Raw genomic sequence first — 19,232 nt, forward strand, 5'->3', positions numbered from 1 at the left:
CCAAGATGTACGATTTTGAATTCTACAATCCAACCCGCCTACTCTTTGGCCGCAGCAGCCTGGAGCAGCTGGACACTCTGGTGCCCAATGACGCCAGAGTGCTCTTGCTCTACGGCGGCCAAAGCGCCAAGCGCAATGGCACCCTGGCCCAGGTCAGCCAGGTATTGGGTAAACGCATCTGCGCCGAGTTCGGCGGCATTAGCCCCAACCCCGACTACCACCAGCTATTGCAGGCAGTAGAGCAGATAAGGCAACAAAAGCTGGACTTTATTCTCGCCATCGGCGGCGGTTCCATCATAGATGCGGGCAAGTTTATTGCCGCCGCAGCGCCCTATCAGGGAGAGCCCTGGGAGATACTGGAAACCGACGGTCGCCACATTGACCAAGCTCTACCGCTCGGTACTGTGCTGACCCTGCCGGCCACAGGTTCAGAGATGAATAACTGCGCGGTGATCAGCAATAGCGCTCTTGGCCTCAAGCGCTCCTTTCGTCATCCCTCGGTGTTTCCCCGCTTCTCTGTACTGGCGCCACAACTGAGTTTCAGCCTACCGCAACCACAGATTGCCAACGGTGTGGTGGATGCCTTTGTGCACGTGACCGAGCAGTACCTGACTTACCCGGTCGACGCCAAGGTGCAGGACAGGTTTGCCGAAGGCCTGCTGCTCACTCTGATAGAGGAAGGCCCCAAGGCGCTGGCAGAGCCCGAAAACTATCGGGTGCGCGCCAATATCATGTTTAGCGCTACCATGGCGCTCAACGGCCTGATCGGCACAGGTGTTCCGCAAGACTGGTCGACCCATAAACTGGGTCACGAACTGACGGTGCGCCACGGCCTGGATCATGCCGTGACCCTCGCCATACTGCTGCCGACTATGCTGCGCCTGAGAAAGGCCGCCAAACACGCCAAGCTGCTGCAGTATGCCGAGCGGGTTTGGCAACTCAGCGACGGCAGCGAGGAGCAACGCATAGATGCAGCCATAGAGCTGACCCGGCAGTTCTTCGAATCCATGGGGCTCCAGACTCACCTCAGTGACTATGGCATAGGCCATGAGGCCATAGCGCCGCTGCTGGAGAACCTTGAACGCCAGGGGCTGACCCAACTGGGAGAGGACGGCCGGGTCGACCTTGAGCTGAGCCGACAGGTTTTTCAGGCCAGCCTTTAAAGGCAGTGATTTTTGCCAATAAACAGGCTAATCTGAAGCAAGTTCACAACTGCATAACAAGGGAAGTCTTTATGCGTACTCTGATGATAATCAGCCTGGCATTGCTGTCGCTGGTTGCCCAGGCGACTGTCTATAAGTGGGTCGATAAAGATGGCAAGGTGCATTACAGCGATGAGCCCAACCCCCAAGCCCAGGCAGTGGAATTCACCGACAAGACCCAGAATCAAATAAGCCTGGAAACGCCTAAACCTCTGCCCGATCCCATAGAAGTAGAACAGGTCGGCTATGCGTTAAAGATACTTTCACCACAGCATGAGGAAACCATTCGCGATAACGCCGGTGATTTTCAGGTTCAGGTAGAGGTAGAGCCGGAGCTGGCTTCGGGTCATTTTCTGCAACTCTACATAGACGGCATCTCCTCCAGCGACGCTCAGCGCAGCAATCTCTTCCAGCTCAAGGATATCGACCGCGGCGAACACACGCTGCAACTCAAGGCAGTGCAACAAAACGGCAAAGTCCTTGCATCCAGTAGTCCCATAACCATTTTTCTGCACCAAGCCGGACTGATGCAACCCGCCTTCCCGGCTCCCGGGAAAGGCCCAAAGCCAAGTAACTAAATTTATTTCAATAAGTTAGCTACTTGGTTTTTCGAGTTAGTCCACAGAGTTGTTGGCTTGCGGCCTGCACCGAATTGGTGCACCATTATGGTGCAATCCTGCTATGGGAAACTCAATGGACACAAATATCCTGCTCAATCATCTGGCCACTGCCGTTCTGGTCATCGACAGTGACCTGCTCCCTAGCTATGCCAACGCCGCTGCCGAGCAGTTGCTGGGCGTCTCCAGCCACAAGTTGCAGGAGCAGGTACTAACAGAGCATCTGCATGCCATAGGAGTTGAACCCAGAGTGCTGCAAAGCGCGGTGCTGGAACGTCAGGGGTTGACGGTCAATACCGCCCAGCTCATCAGCCTGGACGGCCAGCATCACACTGTGGATATGACACTGATCCCTCTGGAGCAGGGAGAACAGCTCAAACCCTTGAGCCTGTTGGAACTCAGACAGGTGGATCAGCAGCGGCGCATTCACCAGCAGTTGACCCTGGATGCCCAGCAGCAGGCGGCTCAATATCTGGTGCGCAATCTGGCCCATGAGATTAAAAACCCGCTGGGTGGACTGCGCGGCGCGGCGCAGCTCTTGTCCCGCGAGCTTAGCGAGCCGCAGCTCAAGGAGTTCACCACACTCATCATAGAGCAGGCCGACAGGTTGCGCGCCCTGGTCGACCGATTGCTGGGGCCGCAGAAACCATCGCAGCACAAGCTGCAGAATATCCATCTGGTGCTGCAAAAGGTGATCAGTCTGGTGAGTGTGACCCTGCCGCAACAGATACATCTGCGCCAGGATTACGACCCCTCGATTCCGGACTTGCCTATGGATGAAGATCAACTGCAACAGGCAATCCTCAACATAGTGCAAAATGCAGTACAAGCCTTGGAGCATCAGGGCGGCGATATCATGATCCGCACCCGCACCGCCCATCAGGTCACCATAGGCAACCAGAGACACAAGTTGGTGCTGGTGCTGTCAATCATAGACAACGGCCCGGGTATTGCCCCGGAACTGGTGGATACCCTGTTTTACCCCATGGTCACAGGCCGCAAGGACGGCAACGGCCTGGGGCTATCCATCGCCCACAATATTGCCAGGCTCCACGGCGGCCGTATCGACTGCGATTCGGCCCCGGGACACACAGAGTTCAGCCTGACATTGCCGATCAACAACCACAGCGGCTAACAAGAGAGGAAACAATATGAGTGAACAGGTTTGGATCCTCGATGATGACAGTTCAATTCGTTGGGTGCTGGAACGGGCACTGCAAGGCGCCAAACTCAGCTGCGCCAGCTTTGCCGCCGCCGAGTCACTGTGGCAGGCGCTGGAAATCTCCCAGCCCAGAGTCATAGTCTCGGATATCCGCATGCCGGGGACCGATGGCCTCACCCTGCTGGAGCGTATCGGCCTACATTATCCCCATATCCCGGTGATCATAATGACGGCCCATTCAGATCTCGACAGTGCCGTCAGCGCCTATCAGGCCGGGGCATTCGAGTATCTGCCCAAACCCTTCGACATAGATGAGGCGATTGCCCTGGTAGAGCGGGCGCTCAACCATGCCACAGAGCAGGCACCTGTGGCCGCCGAGCCTCAGGTCAAGGCACCGGAGATCATAGGCGAAGCCCCCGCGATGCAGGAGGTGTTTCGCGCCATAGGCCGTTTGTCGCGCTCATCTATCAGTGTGCTGATCAACGGTCAGTCCGGTACGGGTAAAGAGTTGGTTGCCGGGGCGCTGCACAAACACAGTCCACGCAAAGACAAACCCTTTATCGCCCTCAATATGGCGGCCATCCCCAAGGAACTGATCGAATCCGAGCTGTTCGGCCACGAGAAAGGCGCCTTCACCGGCGCCGCCAATGTGCGTCAGGGCCGGTTTGAACAGGCCAATGGCGGCACCCTGTTTCTCGATGAGATAGGCGATATGCCGCTGGACGTACAGACCCGGCTGTTACGGGTGCTGGCCGATGGCCAATTCTATCGGGTCGGCGGCCACTCTCCGGTGCAGGTCGATGTCAGGATCATTGCCGCAACCCACCAGGACCTGGAACAACTGGTACTCAAGGGGGGCTTTCGGGAAGACTTGTTCCACCGCCTGAACGTGATTCGAATCCATCTGCCACCGCTATCACAGCGGCGGGAAGATATTCCGCAGTTGGCACGCCATTTCCTGGCCAGTGCCGCCAAAGAGATTGGGGTAGAGGCCAAAATACTCACCCCGGAAACCGCCGCCAAGCTGCAGCAACTGCCCTGGCCCGGCAACGTGCGCCAGTTGGAAAACACCTGCCGCTGGTTGACCGTGATGGCCTCGGGCCAGGAAATTATCCCTCAGGATCTGCCGCCTGAGCTGTTCAAGGAGCCCAAGGCACCTCAAGGCAGTGCCGGCCCGTCCCAGGATTGGCAAAACGCCCTGAAATTGTGGCTGGATATGCGCCTGTCACAGGGCGAGAGCGATCTGCTGACCGAAATCCAACCCGCGTTTGAGCGCATCTTGCTGGAAACCGCGCTGGAGCATACCCAAGGGCACAAACAGGAAGCCGCCAAACGCCTAGGATGGGGCCGCAATACCCTGACCCGCAAGCTTAAAGAACTGGCAATGGACTGACCCCTGCGTCGGGAACCTTCCCGCAATAAAAAAGGATGCCGTTTGGCATCCTTTTTTAACTGAGCAACGATATCAAAACTGCCAGTGTAGCCCCAACGCCAGGTTGGACATGTCTGTGTCCAGATCGCGGGCGCCATAATTGAATTCAGAATCCAGCTCTACCTTGAGCATTTCATAACCCAGACGCAGATGTAGGCTCTCTGTCAGAGCGGCGTCCAGCCCCAAACCATAAAGCCAACCATAGCCGTCAAAATCCTCTTCCCAGTAACCGTTATCGACACGCACCAATCCGCGGGCAATACCCGCCTTGGCATAGAGGGAAAAGGTGTCATTAAGCTGCCAAGTAAACTTGGGCGCTATGCTGGTGTAACCGCTGAGGATATCCAGATTGTCGCTATCCAGGTTGTCTGCCACCAAGAGGTTGGCCTCGAGGGCAAACCAGGAGTTGAACCGGTAACCACCGTAAGCGCCGAAGCCTACTCCGGACTCGCTGAAGTTACTATCCTTGAGCTCAAGCTTTCCCTGGCCAATCTGGCCGCCTACATAAAAACCTGAGTCGTCCTGAGCCTGAGCCAAAGGTGCGGCCGCCATAGAGACCACTAAAGCCAGTGCTGCTTGTTTCATTGATAAATCCTTTTAGCGATTGAAAGTCGCAGTGATATTAATAGAAACAAACAGTTGCAACAATATTGCTGCAAAATTAAACCCTTTTTGTCAGCAGGCGTTCAGCCAGAAACCCTAATGTGCCATGGCCGCCCGCTACACAGGATCCTGGTGAATGATCACCTCGGCATGGTCAAAGTCGGCGCGGATCCGCTCGCCTGTGGCCACAGCTATGGCATGGGCCTGTTGCAGGCTCAGGTCTTTGTCCAGCTCCAGATGCAGTTGAATAAAGGTGGTCTTGCCCGCCTGACGGGTACGCAAGTCATGAATGCCACGCACTTGAGTATCCTGCTCGGCCAATTGCCGAATACGCAGCCGGGTTTCATCATCAAGCTCCCGGTCGAGCAAGGCCTGAATCGAGCGATACCCCAGCGACCAGGCTTGTTGACCTATGTAAAGGGCGATCAATACCGCAAACAGACCATCGGCCCACCACCAGCCGTATTGCGCCAAAACCAGCGCCAACAGCACGGCACCGTTGAGAAACAGATCTGACTTATAGTGCAGGGCATCGGCCTCGACCACTGTACTCTTGGTGGCCGCCAGCGCCCGTTTCTGCAGCATGACCAAGGCCAAGGTCAGCACTATGGCAATAATGGACACCACAACGCCCAAAGTGGCATGGGTCAAAGGCATGGGATTAACCAGGCGCTCGCCGCCGTGAAACAGCAGCAGGAATGCCGTCCCCATAATAAAGGCCGATTGGGCTAAAGACGCCAGCGGCTCAGCCTTACCGTGACCATACCTGTGCTCCTGATCGGCAGGCACCAAGGCATAGCGAATGGCAATAAAGTTGACTATGGAAGCCAGGGCATCGGCAAAGGAGTCGGTCAGAGAGGCCAGCATACTGGCCGACCCGGACCAGAGCCAGGCGGCCAGTTTTATCAGGATCAGGGTAATCGCGGTCGCCACTGCGGCGCGGCTCGCCAATTTAACCCAAAACTCGTAGCGGGAAGTCGTTGTCATTCAAGGGCTCAGCGGTCGGGAGTCACTGAGCCCATAGTAGCAGATTTAATCCTGGATAGGCTCAGGGCGCTCACCACGTCTATCCATACGCTCCTTGAACTTGGCTTGTTGTTCCGGAGTCAGCAGGTTATAGATCTGGTTGTGCAGCTTCATCCGCTCCAGCATGTGTTGTTCTCGCACCTGCTGACGCTGCTCGATAATCTCTTTGGCCTTGGCTTCATCGAAGTTGCCTGAGGTCATCAGTGCCTGCATTTCGGCTCTGTGCGCTGCACGGGTTTCCTTGTCAGGACGTGACATGCTGCTTCTGTGCTGGTCCATCAACGCCTTAATCTCTGTTTTCTGGGCGTCGGTCAGATCCAGACCTCGTAGGCCAAACATGCCGAAATGGCCCTTGCCGCCTTTCATATGGTGATAGCCGCGCTCGCCCTTCATGTGATGATAACCACGGTCGCCGTCACGGTGTGGGCAATCGCCGTAGCCGTTACCGGCTTGTGCCGCGCCAGCCATCAGAGTGGTGCCGGCAATCAGGGCCAGCAAGCTTGCTTTGATTGAAGTCTTCATAAGAGTATCCTCGTTCTCGGTCGGGAAGTATTTGACGTCTTCCAGTCTAGTCTTCTATGTGTAAGTGTGGGTTCAAACTGAGTAAAGCACTGTAAAGCTTGGTTATCCGGGTTGAAGATCCGTATCTTTACCCAGACTTACACAGCTAAACCGCAGTTGACTCAAAAGCGGGTATACTCGGCAGAGAGAAATTGTGTGAGGCGTATAAATGAGCCGGATTTTATTGATAGACGATGACCTGGGCCTGGCCGAACTCTTGGGGCAATTACTGGAGCTGGAAGGCTTTGAGCTGACACTGGCCCATGATGGTCAGAGCGGCCTGGAACTGGCGATTGCCAATGATTACGACCTGATCCTGCTGGATGTGATGCTGCCCAAGCTCAATGGCTTCGAAGTGCTCAGGGAACTGCGTGGCAAGAAACAAACCCCTGTGCTTATGCTTACCGCCCGCGGTGATGAGATAGACAGAGTGGTTGGCCTGGAGATAGGCGCAGACGACTATCTGCCCAAGCCTTTCAATGACAGGGAACTGGTAGCCAGGATCCGCGCCATCATACGCCGCGCCAATATCACCCCGCAGGACATTCCCCAGAGCGGTATTCAAACCATAGGCGATCTCAGCCTGGACTCCGCCCGTCAGGAAGCCTATTGCAATGAACAGTTATTGCTGCTGACCGGCACTGAGTTCAGCCTGCTCTACACCCTGGCCAATCAGGCCGGAGAACTGATAGGTAAAGACGAACTGAGTGAAACCGTGCTGGGCAAAAAACTGATGCCCTTTGATCGCAGCCTGGACATGCACCTTTCCAACCTGCGCAAGAAACTGCCGGAACGCAGCGACGGTCGTCCCAGGGTCAAGACCATACGTGGCAAAGGCTATATCTGGATCCCTTGATGAAGTCATTTTCCCTGCCCAATCGCCTCTTTATCAAACTGCTGCTGGGCTTTTGGCTCTGCAGCAGCCTGATCATTCTTGCTGTTGGCATGCTGCCGCTGCTGCAGCAAAACCATGACAGGGCCCCAATGCCGCCTAAACTGCGGGAGGTCTTGTCTCAGGTCGCCGATGAGCTGCAACAGGAACCGGCCAAGTTGAATGGCCGCTTTCTGCACCATTGGGAGCGCAGACGCAGCATGGAAGGCAAGCCAATTCGCATCTATCTGGTCAATGAGCAGGGACAGATAATCAACACTCACAGAGTGTCCAAAGGCATGCGCCGCTTTATGTTGATGGCGGAGGAAGCCAACGCACCCATTTCACACCAGTTTCGCGATGAACTGATATTCGGCCCGTTCGATTTTAAGGTTAACGGCACCCCCTATGCCCTTTATGGCCGGTTGCCGGATCACCACCCCATGCCCTGGTTCTTTTTCTTTATTGAACACAAGTTACTGACATTGTCGCTGGCGATTCTGCTTTCAGGGTTGCTCTGTGGTTTGTTGGCCTGGCACCTGGGCAAGCCGCTGCGTTCGTTGAAACAGAGTGCCAACGCTCTGGCGCTGGGGCAATTGAACAGCCGGGTCGACGATGCCACGGCCGGACGTCACGACGAAATCGGCGAACTGGCCCAGGCCTTCAACAGCATGGCGGCCGCCATCGAAACCATGGTCAATAATCAGCAGCGACTGATAAGCGACATCTCCCATGAGCTGCGAACTCCGTTGACCAGGCTGCAATTGGCACTGGCCCTGGCGCGCAAGAAGGGGATGGCCGGAGATGAAGCCGAACGTATCGCCTATGAGGCCGACCAACTGGAAAAAATGATTGCCGAGCTGCTGGAGCTTTCCCGGGTGAAGCTCAAGGCACAGGACAACAAGCTGAAGGTGGGGTTGGCCGAATCACTGAGCCAGGTACTGGACGATGCCGAATTTGAAGCCGAACAGCAGCAAAAGGAACTCAGCATCCTGATACCGGAAGAACTGGAGCTGCCCATCTACCCAAGACCGCTGTCACGGGCGATTGAAAACCTGCTGCGCAACGCCATCCGCTACTGCCGTACCCAGGTAAATATCTGCGCCGAGGCCAAGGGGCCATGGGTAGAGATAAGCATTACTGACGACGGCCCGGGTATTGAGGAGTCTGAGTTGGAGGCTATTTTCAAGCCCTTCTATCGACCGCATTCAGCCAGGGAAAGAGAGAGTGGCGGTTGGGGGCTGGGATTGGCCATTGCCGATGCCGCAGTGCAAGCCCACGGCGGCAATATCCAGGCAAGCAATCGCGCCCAAGGTGGGCTTGAGGTCGTCATCCATTTACCACGCGACTGAGACCTTCAGGCTCATACTCCAGACTGGGTTGGCGGCTTAGCCAGGCGGCAAACTGTTGCTTGGATGGGCTGCGCTTATCTGAGTGCCCCATCAGATGGATCAGCGCATAACTGAACTGGTAATAGAGCTGCGGGTCGTCGTGGGCCTTGCAGGCATCGTCGGTATTGATCATGGCGCCACGCAGATAACTCATCACCAGCTCGACCCGATCGAATCCTGGCACCTCCCCCACAGCGGAAATGGTCTTGGCATTCCACTGCATATATTCATCGAAACGTCTTTCACAGCCATGCCGATAAAACTCGGTCGCCAACAACAACAGAGCTTGATTCGGCATTATCCGCTCAATGACAAATTTATTTGTCGACAAGACTTCATAGAGCCGCTGACAATGATGAAATATAAACCTTTCCAGAGGGTCTTTATATTGTATTTCATCCTGTTTGGCCTGCTTGAGCCAATACTCATATTCACTGCAAGCTACTGCCACCATGAGATCGGCTTCTGTAGTGAAATGATTATATACAGTGCCTTTGGATATTTGGCTGGCTTCAACAAGATGAGAACGACATAAACCAAAAGTCTTCTGTCCTCTTAAACAACGTTGCGCCACTTCAACCAAATAGTTTCCCCGTCGTTCCCATTTTCCCATTGGCCACTCCTGAGCAAAGCTTAAATATAAACTCTCCCAACTTCACAATAAAATAGTAACAAGCTTTCTGCGACTGCGATATTGAGTAATACTGATACCATTATGAGTCACGCCAATAGCCAATGTTAAAAATAGAATTGCTCGAGAGTTTTATTGCTGTGGCCGAATGCGGCAATTTATCCAAGGCTGCAGAAAAAGTCTGTCGCACCCCGTCGGCATTGAGCTTACAGATCAAAAAGCTGGAAGAAAGTGTCGGTCAACCGCTGTTGCTCCGAGACAATCGAGGCGTGGTGCTGACCGAATCCGGCAATACCCTGCTCAACTACGCCTATAAGATGATGCAACTCAACACCCAGGCCCTGGATGAGCTGAAAGACTGCCAGAATCGCGAAGTGATTCGCCTTGGCGTTCCCACAGATTATATTACCTATTATCTGGACAACTGCCTGCTGGAATTTGTCCGTGAGTTCACCTGTATTGAGTTGGTCATAGACACAGATGTCAGCGGCAATCTGTATAAGCGGTTGCATCAAGGGGAATTCGACCTGATAGTGGCGACCCATTGGCAGCCTCCGGTGCAGGGAGAGCTCCTGTTCGAACGACGTTTTCATTGGGTGGCCGCCAAGAACGGCAGTGCTCATAAACGGGAAACGATTCCCATGGCACTTTACCCGGAAAACTGCCCCATCAGAGCTCAGGTGTTTGCCAACCACCAACTGTCGATGCGGCCCATCAATGTGCTGCTTTCTACCCCCTCTCCCCAAGCCTTGTGCATGGCGGTTGAAAATGATTTGAGCATAGCTCCGATTGCCGAATTCAGGATCAACGACAAGATGCAGATCCTCGATCCCATAGAGCATGATCTCCCTCCCTTGCCCGTGTTTAATGAATCTCTCTATCTCAATCCGGAGAGCCAGACTGAAGCCTGCAATCAACTCATCGCCCTGTTGAAGGCCAATCTCAAAAATAGAAACACGACCGTAGAATAAGATGAAAGCCGGCTAATGCCGGCTTTCATCTTGATTAACTACCACTTGAGCTTACTCAGATCGCACTGAATGGTTTCGCCCTTTTTGGCCGGTGTGCCCGGCTGCTGCGCTGATTCACACAAGAGTGTTGTACCATAGTCATTGCGTTTGTCGTGGGCATTGCTTCTGGCCCAAACCGAGACTATCGCTCTCTCTTCCGGCTTGGCTTCACAGCTGCCATCAACATCGAAGGCATGGATGGTGTTCTGGTGAAAATACAACAGGGGATCGCGTTCGCTGCTGCCGGAAAGCCACATGGCATCGACATTGGGTTGCCCGGCATCGAAGCGGACCCGGCGCATCTTGTCATTCTCTTTTACAGTTTCCAACAAAGGTGAATCGGCTTTAATTGCCAGGCTCTTGAACTGATTGGTGCAAGCCGGCAGCCTCATGTTGTAGTACATTTCAGAAATGGCATGGTTGTGAAACGGGTAAAGAGTATCGACCGACTGTACTGTCATACCTACTTCGGCGCCGACTTTCTCACCATTGATGCTGTCAATTCTCAGTAGTCCCCAGTGACCGAAGATCTCTGCATAAGCATAACCGCCACGAACATTATTGAAGTTCCTGTCATTGCGCTTGCTTTCTTCGGCATACATGGGGAACCAACCGGCAGCGGCCCACAGGTTGGGCAAGGCGTTGGCGCTGATGTCATAGGGGAAAGCCGATGGCATCTTCACCTCATCACCTGTGACCATTTTGTAGAAGTTATCAGTAAAGATTTTTCCCTGCTTTTGCACCTGTTTATTGGTGACTTTCTGCTTGAAGAATTCATTAAAGCTCATGCGTTTCGCCCACTGAGCCACGGGGGATTTTTGCTCCAGTTCCCCACCTGGGCTGTAGATCCAATTGACATCACGGCGAGCCCCGAAACAAGTTTTGGCACTTTGAGGATTGTGCAATACCTGATAGATATTTTTCACCATCAGCTGCATATCGCGGCGATCCATTACACAGAACTTTTGTCCACCGGCGCTGGTGTCGTAAATAGCCTCATCCGAGTTCAGGCAATGAGCTTGCTCGCCATTGGTGAGCGCCTGGGCAAAGCCATTTAAATAACGCAAGGTTTCATCCCAGAGAATATCGATATATTTTTGATCTTGTTTGGAATACTCTGGCGTTTCACCCAAACAAACAAAGCTTGCATTTTCAATATCAGCCGGGTCTAAAAAATCCGGTAACTTTTCTGCCATCGCTGTATTGGAAATCAGCAGTGAAATTAGTATTAGCTTCTTATTCATCACCTGGAACCTCAATTATATTTAGAGTAAATATCAGGCGAAGCATATACTTGGAATCCATTCCAAAAATGTTGTCTGAACACAGGCAACAAAAAAGATAACAGAATGAAAAAGAGTTGTGAGCCAGCAAACAAAAAAGGCCCACTTGTGATCAAGTGAGCCTATCATTGAATTAAAACAGCAGTTGCAGGGACTATTTTAATCAAAGATATTTACGGGTCATGCTGCCGGTGGAGGAAACTTGAGGCAGCATATAAACCCTTTCATTATTCCTTATGTTTATCGTATTTAAAGGTATGGCAATTACTGCACAGAGGTTTTTTAGGCTGGTGTTCACCATGACACTCAACACAAGGCAGGTCTTTACCATAATGCAAGTTGTCATGGGGATTTTGCCATCTGTCCTCACCACTGCGGGCTGTCTTTTTTGCCAGTTCATCGACATCGTGGCACTTAAGGCAGGCACCATCTGAAGGGTACTGCTTAAGCCCTTGGTCGTGGCATACCTTACAATCCTTGCCTATCACTGCCTTATGATAATCGCGCTGCTGAACGGCATGAACCGATACCGAAGTTAGCCCTGCCAACAGCAGTGCCCATACTAAGTTTGCTTTCTTCATTATTGAGTCCTCTCTCACCGTTCAATTCAGGCTTGCATCATGCTGCGGGCCGCAGTCATACCCATCACCATACATTCGGGGATAGAGCAGCTTCCCAGGCGGCTAACGCCGTGGATGCCGCCACAGACTTCCCCTGCGGCATAGAGTCCGGCAACCGGCTTACCTGTGAGGCTGTCTTTGACTTCAGCCTTGGTGTTCACCTGGACTCCGCCCTGGCAGTAGTGCACCTTGGGCCATAGACGCACCACAGTGAAAGGCGCTTCAATATACTTATCTTTTGCCTTGGTCATGTTCTTGCCAAACTGCTTGTCTTCACCGCTCTTGACATAGCGGTTGTACTCTTCGATTTGTGCCTTAAGCGGTTTCAAAGGCACCTCAAAGTGCTTGGCCAGTGCCTCCAGTGAGTCAAACTTCCACCCCACATTGTATTTGAGCACCTTGGCGGTATTGGGGTGCTGTTTGGAGTCCTTGTAGCTGGTGATCAAGATAGGTGGCAGCGGTTCTCCCTTGGCGTCGCGACAGGCCAACTCGGCATCGGCGCGGGTCTTGCGGTCGGCAATTTCATTCATAAAGCGCTTACCCGTCATGCGGTTAATCGCAATTGAATGAGGGAAGTTGAAGATGGAATAGTTGGAAACATAACCAAAACCGCCCTCATCGGGAGAGGCCCAGGGCCCGGACTGAATATGTGCCAGATGCACAGGCACAGCGCCGAGACGGAACATCTCCAACATACCTTCACCTGTGGCGCCGGGAGTATTGGTACAACCCACTTCATGGGTCAGAGTCGGATCCTGCGCCATTCGCAGGCCGATATTCTGGGCAAAGCCACCGGTTGCCATCAAGACACCGCGCTTGGACTTGATATACATCAACTTGCCAGAGTCCTCTTCGCCGAAGTAATAACCCTGACGCATCTTCACCCCTTCGACGCGACCATCCTTGCCAAGGACAAAGCCCTCAAACTTGGAGCGGTTATGGGTCTTGACTCCGATACGCTGGCACTCTTTATACAAAGGCTGGGTAATACCTGCGCCGCAACTGACCGCGGTTTGATAAGTACGGGCAACCGAGTGACCACCCAATTGTTGCAGGTAAGGATGGTATTCGGCGCCGGCATCCAGGGTCATCTGCAAGGCTTCCACCGCGTGTGAAGCCACATGACGCAGCAGTTCCTCATCGGCGATACCCCGGCCCGATTTCAACTGATCGGCAACCATCTGTTCTACTGAATCCTTGACACCTTCCTGTTGCTGCATAGGTGTACCCGGTGCGGCGAACAAGCCACCGTTAATGGCAGAGTTACCACCGAAATAAGGCATTTTTTCAAAGATATGCACATCTTTGGCGCCTTTGCGGGTCGCCTCAATGGCCGCTGCCAAACCGGCAAACCCTGAACCGATAATCAGCACTTCAACTTCTTTATCCCAACTCACATCCGTGGCTTTTTCCGATACAGCCAACACGGGAGCAGCCACGGCAACTCCGGCAGCGGCGCCAACGCCCTTAATAAAGTTACGGCGTCCCAGCAGATCTACTTTGCTCATCTGTCATCACCTTTTTCGTTTTAATCGACACTGGCATCTTAGGGATGGAATCAATTCCAAAACGGGAGTTAAGCGTCAGTTGCTTTTTAAACAAAAGGGCAACATTTAAAAATGACATCTGGCTTGGGTTTTAACTGCAAAGCTGGACAAGTGACATTTTTTGGAACGGTTTCCAAACTTCGCCACAGCCCACAAGAAAGGCAAGAAATCAGGGGAAATGAGAGCGACTGATAAACCGCTATGACTTTGGCTCTTTCTCAAACTCAAAAGCTAATCTAAGTCAAAGTTAGCCAAGCACCGACTCAATAAGAGGGAATATCAACAAAAAAGCTGGGTTGGAGCCGTATTGTTGGGGCCTAACTGTATTCAGGACAGGTCACAACAAACAGTTTGGGGCCCAGAGGCCCCTTTTTTAGACGAGGATCAGCCGACTTTAATCAGAGTGCGGCCGCTGATTTCACCTTTAACGATTTGCGCTGCGGCCTCGGGTACCTGCTCCAGAGTGATTTCATGGCAAGCCTCTTGATAGTAACTCTCAGGCAGCAAAGCCACTATCTGCTCCCAGGCAGCACGGCGTTTGGCGGCCGGGCACTGCACCGAGTCTATTCCCAGCAGGCTGACGCCACGAAGAATAAAGGGCATTACCGTGGTTGGCAGGGCAAAGCCACCCGCCAGGCCGCAAATCGCGGCAACCCCACCATAATTCAGCTGTGACAATGCGCTGGCCAGCACCTTGTTCCCTACGGTATCCACTACGGCGGCCCAGCGCTGCTTATCCAATGGTCTGGCATCCTGCTCAAGCTCGCTGCGCTCAATTAAATCGCTGGCGCCAAGCTGCTTGAGCCAAGCCGCATTCTGCTCCAGGCGACCTGTGCTGGCGACAACCTTAAAGCCGAGTTTAGCCAGCAGCGTCACGGCCACCGAGCCGACCCCACCACTGGCACCTGTTACCAACACCTCACCATCTTCCGGTTTGATCCCAGCTTGCTGCAGCGCTTGTACACACAGCATGGCCGTGAGGCCGGCGGTGCCTATCATCATCGACTTGGCGGCTGTGCAACCCAGTGGCATAGGCACCAGCCAGTCACCCTTGACTCTGGCACTCTCGGCCATACCGCCCCAATGATTTTCGCCAACGCCCCAGCCGGTGAGGATAACCTCATCGCCTGGCTCATAATCCGGATGGGCTGACTCTCGCACCACACCGGCAAAGTCGATACCCGGCACCATGGGGAATTGACGGATAATCTTGCCAAGCCCGGTCACCGCCAGGCCGTCTTTGTAGTTCAGCGAGCTGTAGGCAACATCGACCAGGACATCTCCCTCAGGTAGATCGCTGTCCTCCAATTGGGTTATCTGGGCCTGGGTCCGTTTATCGTTTTGGGTCAATACGAGTGCCTTAAACATGATTACCGCTCCTGCTGTTGAAAATATGGATTCAAGACTAGTGGAAAAACCACCGCCGAGACATCGGATAATTCGCAGAGTGTCGAGGCGTGCAACTCATGGGCTATTTCGCGGCTTGGTTCACATTCAATAATCCCAATCTGTTGCACTGGCCTCAATCATTGACTGTACTACTGCGAGTTTATTAACAAAATATCAACATCTAAAACTACTTCAGCGCCAACGCCTTAAGCTTACGGTATAGGGTGTTGCGGCTAATCCCCAAACGGCGTGCCGCTTCACTGACGTTACCATTGCAGGCTAGCCAGGTGTCGCGAATTTGCGTCTGCATTTGGCTGTGCAGATTGTTGCCCGGCGCGGGTGCCAAGTCGGCCATCGCTTCTTCTGCAGTACCCAAGGTCTGCTGCAGGCTCTCAGGCAGCGTTTGCCAGTTAAGTTCAGGGAACTCTTCGGCCATCAAACAGGCTACCTGCATCAGGTTATCCAGCTCCCGTAGGTTTCCCGGCCAATGATATTGCAGTAATTGCTGCTCCAACACAGGACACAGGCTCTGGGGCCGAACTCGATAGCGCTGGTGCAATTTGTGGATCAGACGCCGCAGGTCGCTTCGCTGGCGCAATGCAGGCAGTGTGACCTGCAAGCCATTAAGCCGGTAATAGAGATCGGCGCGAAAAGCCCCCTGCTGCACCAATGCTGGTAAGTCCATATGAGTGGCGGCAATCACCTGAATGTCGACGCTGTGTGCCTGATTACTGCCAATGGGCACCACCTCGCGCTCCTGCAACACCCTAAGCAAACGGCTCTGGGCCGCCAGGGGCATCTCGCCTATTTCATCCAGAAACAGGGATCCCTGGTGCGCCTGACGTATTTTGCCGACATATCCCTGCCTGGAAGCTCCGGTAAAAGCACCCGCCTGATAACCAAACAGCTCTGATTCCACCAGCTCCGCCGGGATCGCGGCGCAGTTGACCGCCACAAAAGGCTGCTGATGCCTGGCACTTTGCACATGCAGCTGTTTGACAAACTGCTCCTTGCCCACGCCGGTTTCCCCCAGGATCAGCAAAGGGATATTTCGTGCCAACACCTTACGCGCCTGCTGCCAGGCTTGCTCCAACCTGGGTTCTTTAAAAGCTGCGCTGCTTTCTCTGCTCTGGCTTTCTCGGCTCTGGCTCGTTCGAACCACAGGCTTGGTATGTTGAGGCTGCTCCAACGCCTGGGTTCTGAACACCAATCCCTGCTGCAAGCGGCCGCTGCCCCGACTCAATACCTGAGGGGACAAGGCCTGATGAATTTGGCCCAGATTGATGCCTTTGAGCAACTGCCTTGCCATAGGGTTGGCACCCAGCACCCGTCCATCAAGGTCGAGCACCAATACGCCTTGCCAGCCTGAATGCAACAGGGCCTGCTGCGGCGCCAGATCCAATCGAACAGCAGCGCCGGGGAGTCGGCACAATAAGGCCAACTCCAACTGCTGCGCCAAACTGGACACCAAGATGGCTGTCTTTGGGGTATGGATTTGCTGCTCACTGGTGATATCCAAGGCTCCCAGCAACTCACCGTCCGGGGAAAACAGCGGGCTGGCAGTGCAACTCATAAATCTGTGGCTCTTGATAAAGTGCTGCTCACCGATAACCGAAACACACTGGCGTTCGCTGAGTGCCGCGGCTATGGCATTGGTTCCCTTGTATTGCTCCATCCAGTTGACCCCGGTATCCAGGGCAATATTGGCAAGCTTTTGTGAGTAGCGGCTCACGCCCCAGTGATGCAGCACAAAACCTTGAGGATCCGAGAGGATGAGCCGGCTCTGGGTTCGCCCCATAAGTTGATTGAACAGTGGCAGTGCACTGTGCTCCACGGCTTGCAGCAGCCGGCCATGGCGCTGGCGCCGCTCATCAAGGGCTGCAGTATTGAGCCTGAGTTCATCGGGTATGGCGGCGGGATTGAGCCCGGCCCCCTGGCAACGTTGCCAGGAAGCTGATAACCAGGATTGGGAATGGGTCTTGAGTGTCATAGCCCTGCTCCATTCTGGTACACCTGTGTGTACCTTTTTGCCACAGTTTGCGCGATAGACAACTCGAGTACCCGGCACCACGCCAAGATACAGCAATCGCAAATTTAGTTTTTCATCATACTGTTAGCACAATAAATGAACAAGCAGGCTCACACTGGCCCGGCCTTTGCGTTTACCTGAGCCAAGGCCGCTGTGGCCGAACAGATAAATACAAGAAAAATCTTTCAACAAGACGAGGAAACTCACCATGATTTATGCCCAACCCGGCACTCAGGGTGCCCTGCTGCAGTTCAAGGATAAGTACGACAATTTTATTGGTGGAAAGTGGCTCGCGCCGGTTGGCGGACAATACTTTGATAACCGTACCCCGGTCACCGGCGAAGTCTTCTGTCAGGCCGCCCGCTCTGACGCCCGGGATATCGAGTTGGCGCTGGATGCGGCCCATGCCGCCAAAGAGAGTTGGGGCAAGACTTCAGTCACCGAACGGGCCAATCTGTTACTGCGCATTGCCGATCGAGTAGAGCAGAGGTTGGAGATGCTGGCAGTGGCCGAAACCTGGGAAAACGGTAAGGCGGTCAGGGAAACCCTCAATGCCGACTTACCCCTGTTGGTGGACCACTTCCGTTACTTTGCCGGCTGTATTCGCGCGCAGGAAGGCAGCGCTGCCGATATTGATGCCACCACGGTCAGCTATCACTTTCCCGAACCTTTGGGCGTGGTTGGGCAGATCATTCCCTGGAACTTTCCACTCTTGATGGCGGCCTGGAAGATAGCCCCGGCACTGGCGGCCGGCAACTGTATCGTACTCAAGCCGGCGGAGCAGACACCGGTTTCCATCATGGTACTGCTGGAGCAGATTCAAGATTTGCTGCCTGCCGGGGTGCTTAATGTCGTCAACGGCTTTGGCGCCGAGGCGGGTCAAGCGCTGGCCACCAGCAAACGCATCGCCAAGTTGGCTTTCACGGGTTCAACCGAAGTGGGTTACCACATACTCAAGTGCGCCGCCGAGTCACTGATCCCCTCGACCGTGGAGCTGGGCGGGAAATCCCCCAACATCTATTTCGCCGATGTCCTGGAACAGGAAGACGATTATCTGGATAAGGCGGTCGAAGGCATGTTGCTGGCCTTTTTCAACCAGGGTGAAGTCTGCACCTGTCCCAGCCGGGTACTGATCCAGGAGTCCATCTACGACAAGTTTATCGAGCGGGTCATCGCCAGAGCCCAGAGTATCAAACAGGGAGATCCGCTGGATACCGACACTCAGGTCGGCGCTCAAGCGTCACAGGAGCAGTTTGATAAAATACTCAGCTATCTGGAAATTGGCCGCAATGAAGGCGCCAAAGTACTGCTTGGCGGTCAGGCCAACAATCTGCCGGGCTCCCAGAGTCAGGGCTATTATGTTACCCCGACAATACTCAGTGGCCATAACCGGATGCGGGTATTTCAGGAGGAGATCTTTGGCCCAGTCGTTGCTGTAACCACCTTCAAAGATGAAGCAGAAGCTCTCAGCATTGCCAACGACACTCAGTACGGTTTGGGTGCCGGCGTCTGGACCCGGGATATGAATCGGGCACAGCGGATGGGGCGGGGGATCCAGGCAGGACGGGTCTGGATCAACTGCTATCATGCCTACCCGGCACATGCCGCTTTTGGAGGATACAAAAAGTCAGGTATCGGCCGGGAGACCCACAAAATGATGCTGTCTCACTACCAAAATACCAAGAATCTGCTGGTGAGTTACTCCACCAGTCCCTTGGGTTTCTTCTAAACCAAACACAGTAAAAAAGTTCATCTCGGATCTTCGGGGAACGCCTCTCTGACTTTCAGAAAGAAGTATTCGGTATCCCGGTAGCCATAGCCCATTCGCTTCAGCAGTTTGATTTTGTTGTTCATCCCT

The 19,232-nt window shown here is 53.9% G+C and carries 18 protein-coding genes; 8 read left to right on the top strand and 10 right to left on the bottom strand.

Annotated elements, in window-relative coordinates; translation table 11 throughout:
• Positions 1-5 precede the first annotated feature (5 nt).
• From ACMHXI_RS00880 to glnG, 4 genes are all read left to right on the top strand, one after another.
• Positions 6-1,163: an iron-containing alcohol dehydrogenase gene (locus ACMHXI_RS00880; RefSeq protein WP_025010774.1), complete on the top strand. Its 1,158-nt coding sequence runs from the start codon at positions 6-8 to the stop codon at positions 1,161-1,163.
• 71 nt (positions 1,164-1,234) lie between these two features.
• Entirely contained in the window at positions 1,235-1,780 is a 546-nt protein-coding gene (locus ACMHXI_RS00885) for a DUF4124 domain-containing protein (protein ID WP_044735432.1), read from the top strand.
• A 115-nt stretch (positions 1,781-1,895) separates the two neighbouring features.
• Positions 1,896-2,954 carry a nitrogen regulation protein NR(II) gene (glnL, locus tag ACMHXI_RS00890; protein ID WP_208141018.1) on the top strand — a complete coding sequence of 353 codons (1,059 nt, stop codon included), beginning with the start codon at positions 1,896-1,898 and terminating at the stop codon, positions 2,952-2,954.
• Between the two features lie 16 nt (positions 2,955-2,970).
• Positions 2,971-4,374 (top strand): nitrogen regulation protein NR(I), encoded by a 1,404-nt coding sequence (gene glnG, locus ACMHXI_RS00895; RefSeq protein WP_115389428.1) that lies wholly within the window; start codon positions 2,971-2,973, stop codon positions 4,372-4,374.
• A 72-nt stretch (positions 4,375-4,446) separates the two neighbouring features.
• Here the strand turns inward: glnG and ACMHXI_RS00900 are convergent, their stop codons facing one another.
• From ACMHXI_RS00900 to ACMHXI_RS00910, 3 genes are all read right to left on the bottom strand, one after another.
• The gene (locus tag ACMHXI_RS00900) at positions 4,447-4,998 is read right to left on the bottom strand and encodes a porin family protein (protein ID WP_144220891.1); all 552 of its coding nucleotides are present in this window, start codon (positions 4,996-4,998) and stop codon (positions 4,447-4,449) included.
• Between the two features lie 135 nt (positions 4,999-5,133).
• Positions 5,134-6,003, bottom strand: a complete 870-nt coding sequence (locus ACMHXI_RS00905; RefSeq protein WP_025010771.1) for a cation diffusion facilitator family transporter — start codon at positions 6,001-6,003, stop codon at positions 5,134-5,136.
• Positions 6,004-6,048: 45 nt separating this feature from the next.
• Positions 6,049-6,564, bottom strand: coding sequence for a Spy/CpxP family protein refolding chaperone (locus ACMHXI_RS00910; RefSeq protein WP_101059633.1), 516 nt, complete (start codon positions 6,562-6,564; stop codon positions 6,049-6,051).
• A gap of 208 nt (positions 6,565-6,772) precedes the next feature.
• Between ACMHXI_RS00910 and ACMHXI_RS00915 the strand changes: the two genes are divergently transcribed.
• The gene (locus ACMHXI_RS00915; RefSeq protein ID WP_025010769.1) at positions 6,773-7,459 is read left to right on the top strand and encodes a response regulator; all 687 of its coding nucleotides are present in this window, start codon (positions 6,773-6,775) and stop codon (positions 7,457-7,459) included.
• Positions 7,459-8,826: an ATP-binding protein gene (locus ACMHXI_RS00920; protein ID WP_096142111.1), complete on the top strand. Its 1,368-nt coding sequence runs from the start codon at positions 7,459-7,461 to the stop codon at positions 8,824-8,826. The genes ACMHXI_RS00915 and ACMHXI_RS00920 overlap by 1 nt, the downstream gene beginning before the upstream one ends.
• On the opposite strand, the gene ACMHXI_RS00925 is transcribed toward ACMHXI_RS00920, so the two are convergent.
• Positions 8,804-9,319, bottom strand: a complete 516-nt coding sequence (locus tag ACMHXI_RS00925) for a TetR/AcrR family transcriptional regulator (protein ID WP_371873748.1) — start codon at positions 9,317-9,319, stop codon at positions 8,804-8,806. The genes ACMHXI_RS00920 and ACMHXI_RS00925 overlap by 23 nt on opposite strands.
• A gap of 281 nt (positions 9,320-9,600) precedes the next feature.
• Between ACMHXI_RS00925 and ACMHXI_RS00930 the strand changes: the two genes are divergently transcribed.
• On the top strand, positions 9,601-10,467 hold the full coding sequence (locus ACMHXI_RS00930; RefSeq protein ID WP_025010766.1) for a LysR family transcriptional regulator: 867 nt from the start codon (positions 9,601-9,603) through the stop codon (positions 10,465-10,467).
• Between the two features lie 38 nt (positions 10,468-10,505).
• On the opposite strand, the gene ACMHXI_RS00935 is transcribed toward ACMHXI_RS00930, so the two are convergent.
• From ACMHXI_RS00935 to ACMHXI_RS00955, 5 genes are all read right to left on the bottom strand, one after another.
• Positions 10,506-11,750, bottom strand: coding sequence for a hypothetical protein (locus ACMHXI_RS00935; RefSeq protein ID WP_071238135.1), 1,245 nt, complete (start codon positions 11,748-11,750; stop codon positions 10,506-10,508).
• A 266-nt stretch (positions 11,751-12,016) separates the two neighbouring features.
• The gene (locus ACMHXI_RS00940) at positions 12,017-12,370 is read right to left on the bottom strand and encodes a cytochrome c3 family protein (RefSeq protein ID WP_044735439.1); all 354 of its coding nucleotides are present in this window, start codon (positions 12,368-12,370) and stop codon (positions 12,017-12,019) included.
• A 26-nt stretch (positions 12,371-12,396) separates the two neighbouring features.
• Complete coding sequence (locus ACMHXI_RS00945; RefSeq protein ID WP_146508916.1) at positions 12,397-13,917, bottom strand: flavocytochrome c; 1,521 nt, start codon at positions 13,915-13,917, stop codon at positions 12,397-12,399.
• 423 nt (positions 13,918-14,340) lie between these two features.
• Entirely contained in the window at positions 14,341-15,324 is a 984-nt protein-coding gene (locus ACMHXI_RS00950; RefSeq protein WP_044735441.1) for an MDR family oxidoreductase, read from the bottom strand.
• Between the two features lie 208 nt (positions 15,325-15,532).
• Entirely contained in the window at positions 15,533-17,335 is a 1,803-nt protein-coding gene (locus ACMHXI_RS00955; protein WP_208185231.1) for a sigma-54-dependent Fis family transcriptional regulator, read from the bottom strand.
• A gap of 247 nt (positions 17,336-17,582) precedes the next feature.
• Between ACMHXI_RS00955 and ACMHXI_RS00960 the strand changes: the two genes are divergently transcribed.
• Positions 17,583-19,103 carry an aldehyde dehydrogenase family protein gene (locus ACMHXI_RS00960; protein ID WP_071238011.1) on the top strand — a complete coding sequence of 507 codons (1,521 nt, stop codon included), beginning with the start codon at positions 17,583-17,585 and terminating at the stop codon, positions 19,101-19,103.
• A gap of 20 nt (positions 19,104-19,123) precedes the next feature.
• Here the strand turns inward: ACMHXI_RS00960 and ACMHXI_RS00965 are convergent.
• On the bottom strand, positions 19,124-19,232 hold a 109-nt coding region (locus ACMHXI_RS00965), incomplete at its 5' end, for a transposase (protein WP_222431497.1).

Origin of the sequence: Shewanella sp. BJSY2023SW005, assembly GCF_047314585.1 — a bacterium.
Taxonomy (GTDB): Bacteria; Pseudomonadota; Gammaproteobacteria; order Enterobacterales; family Shewanellaceae; genus Shewanella; species Shewanella algae.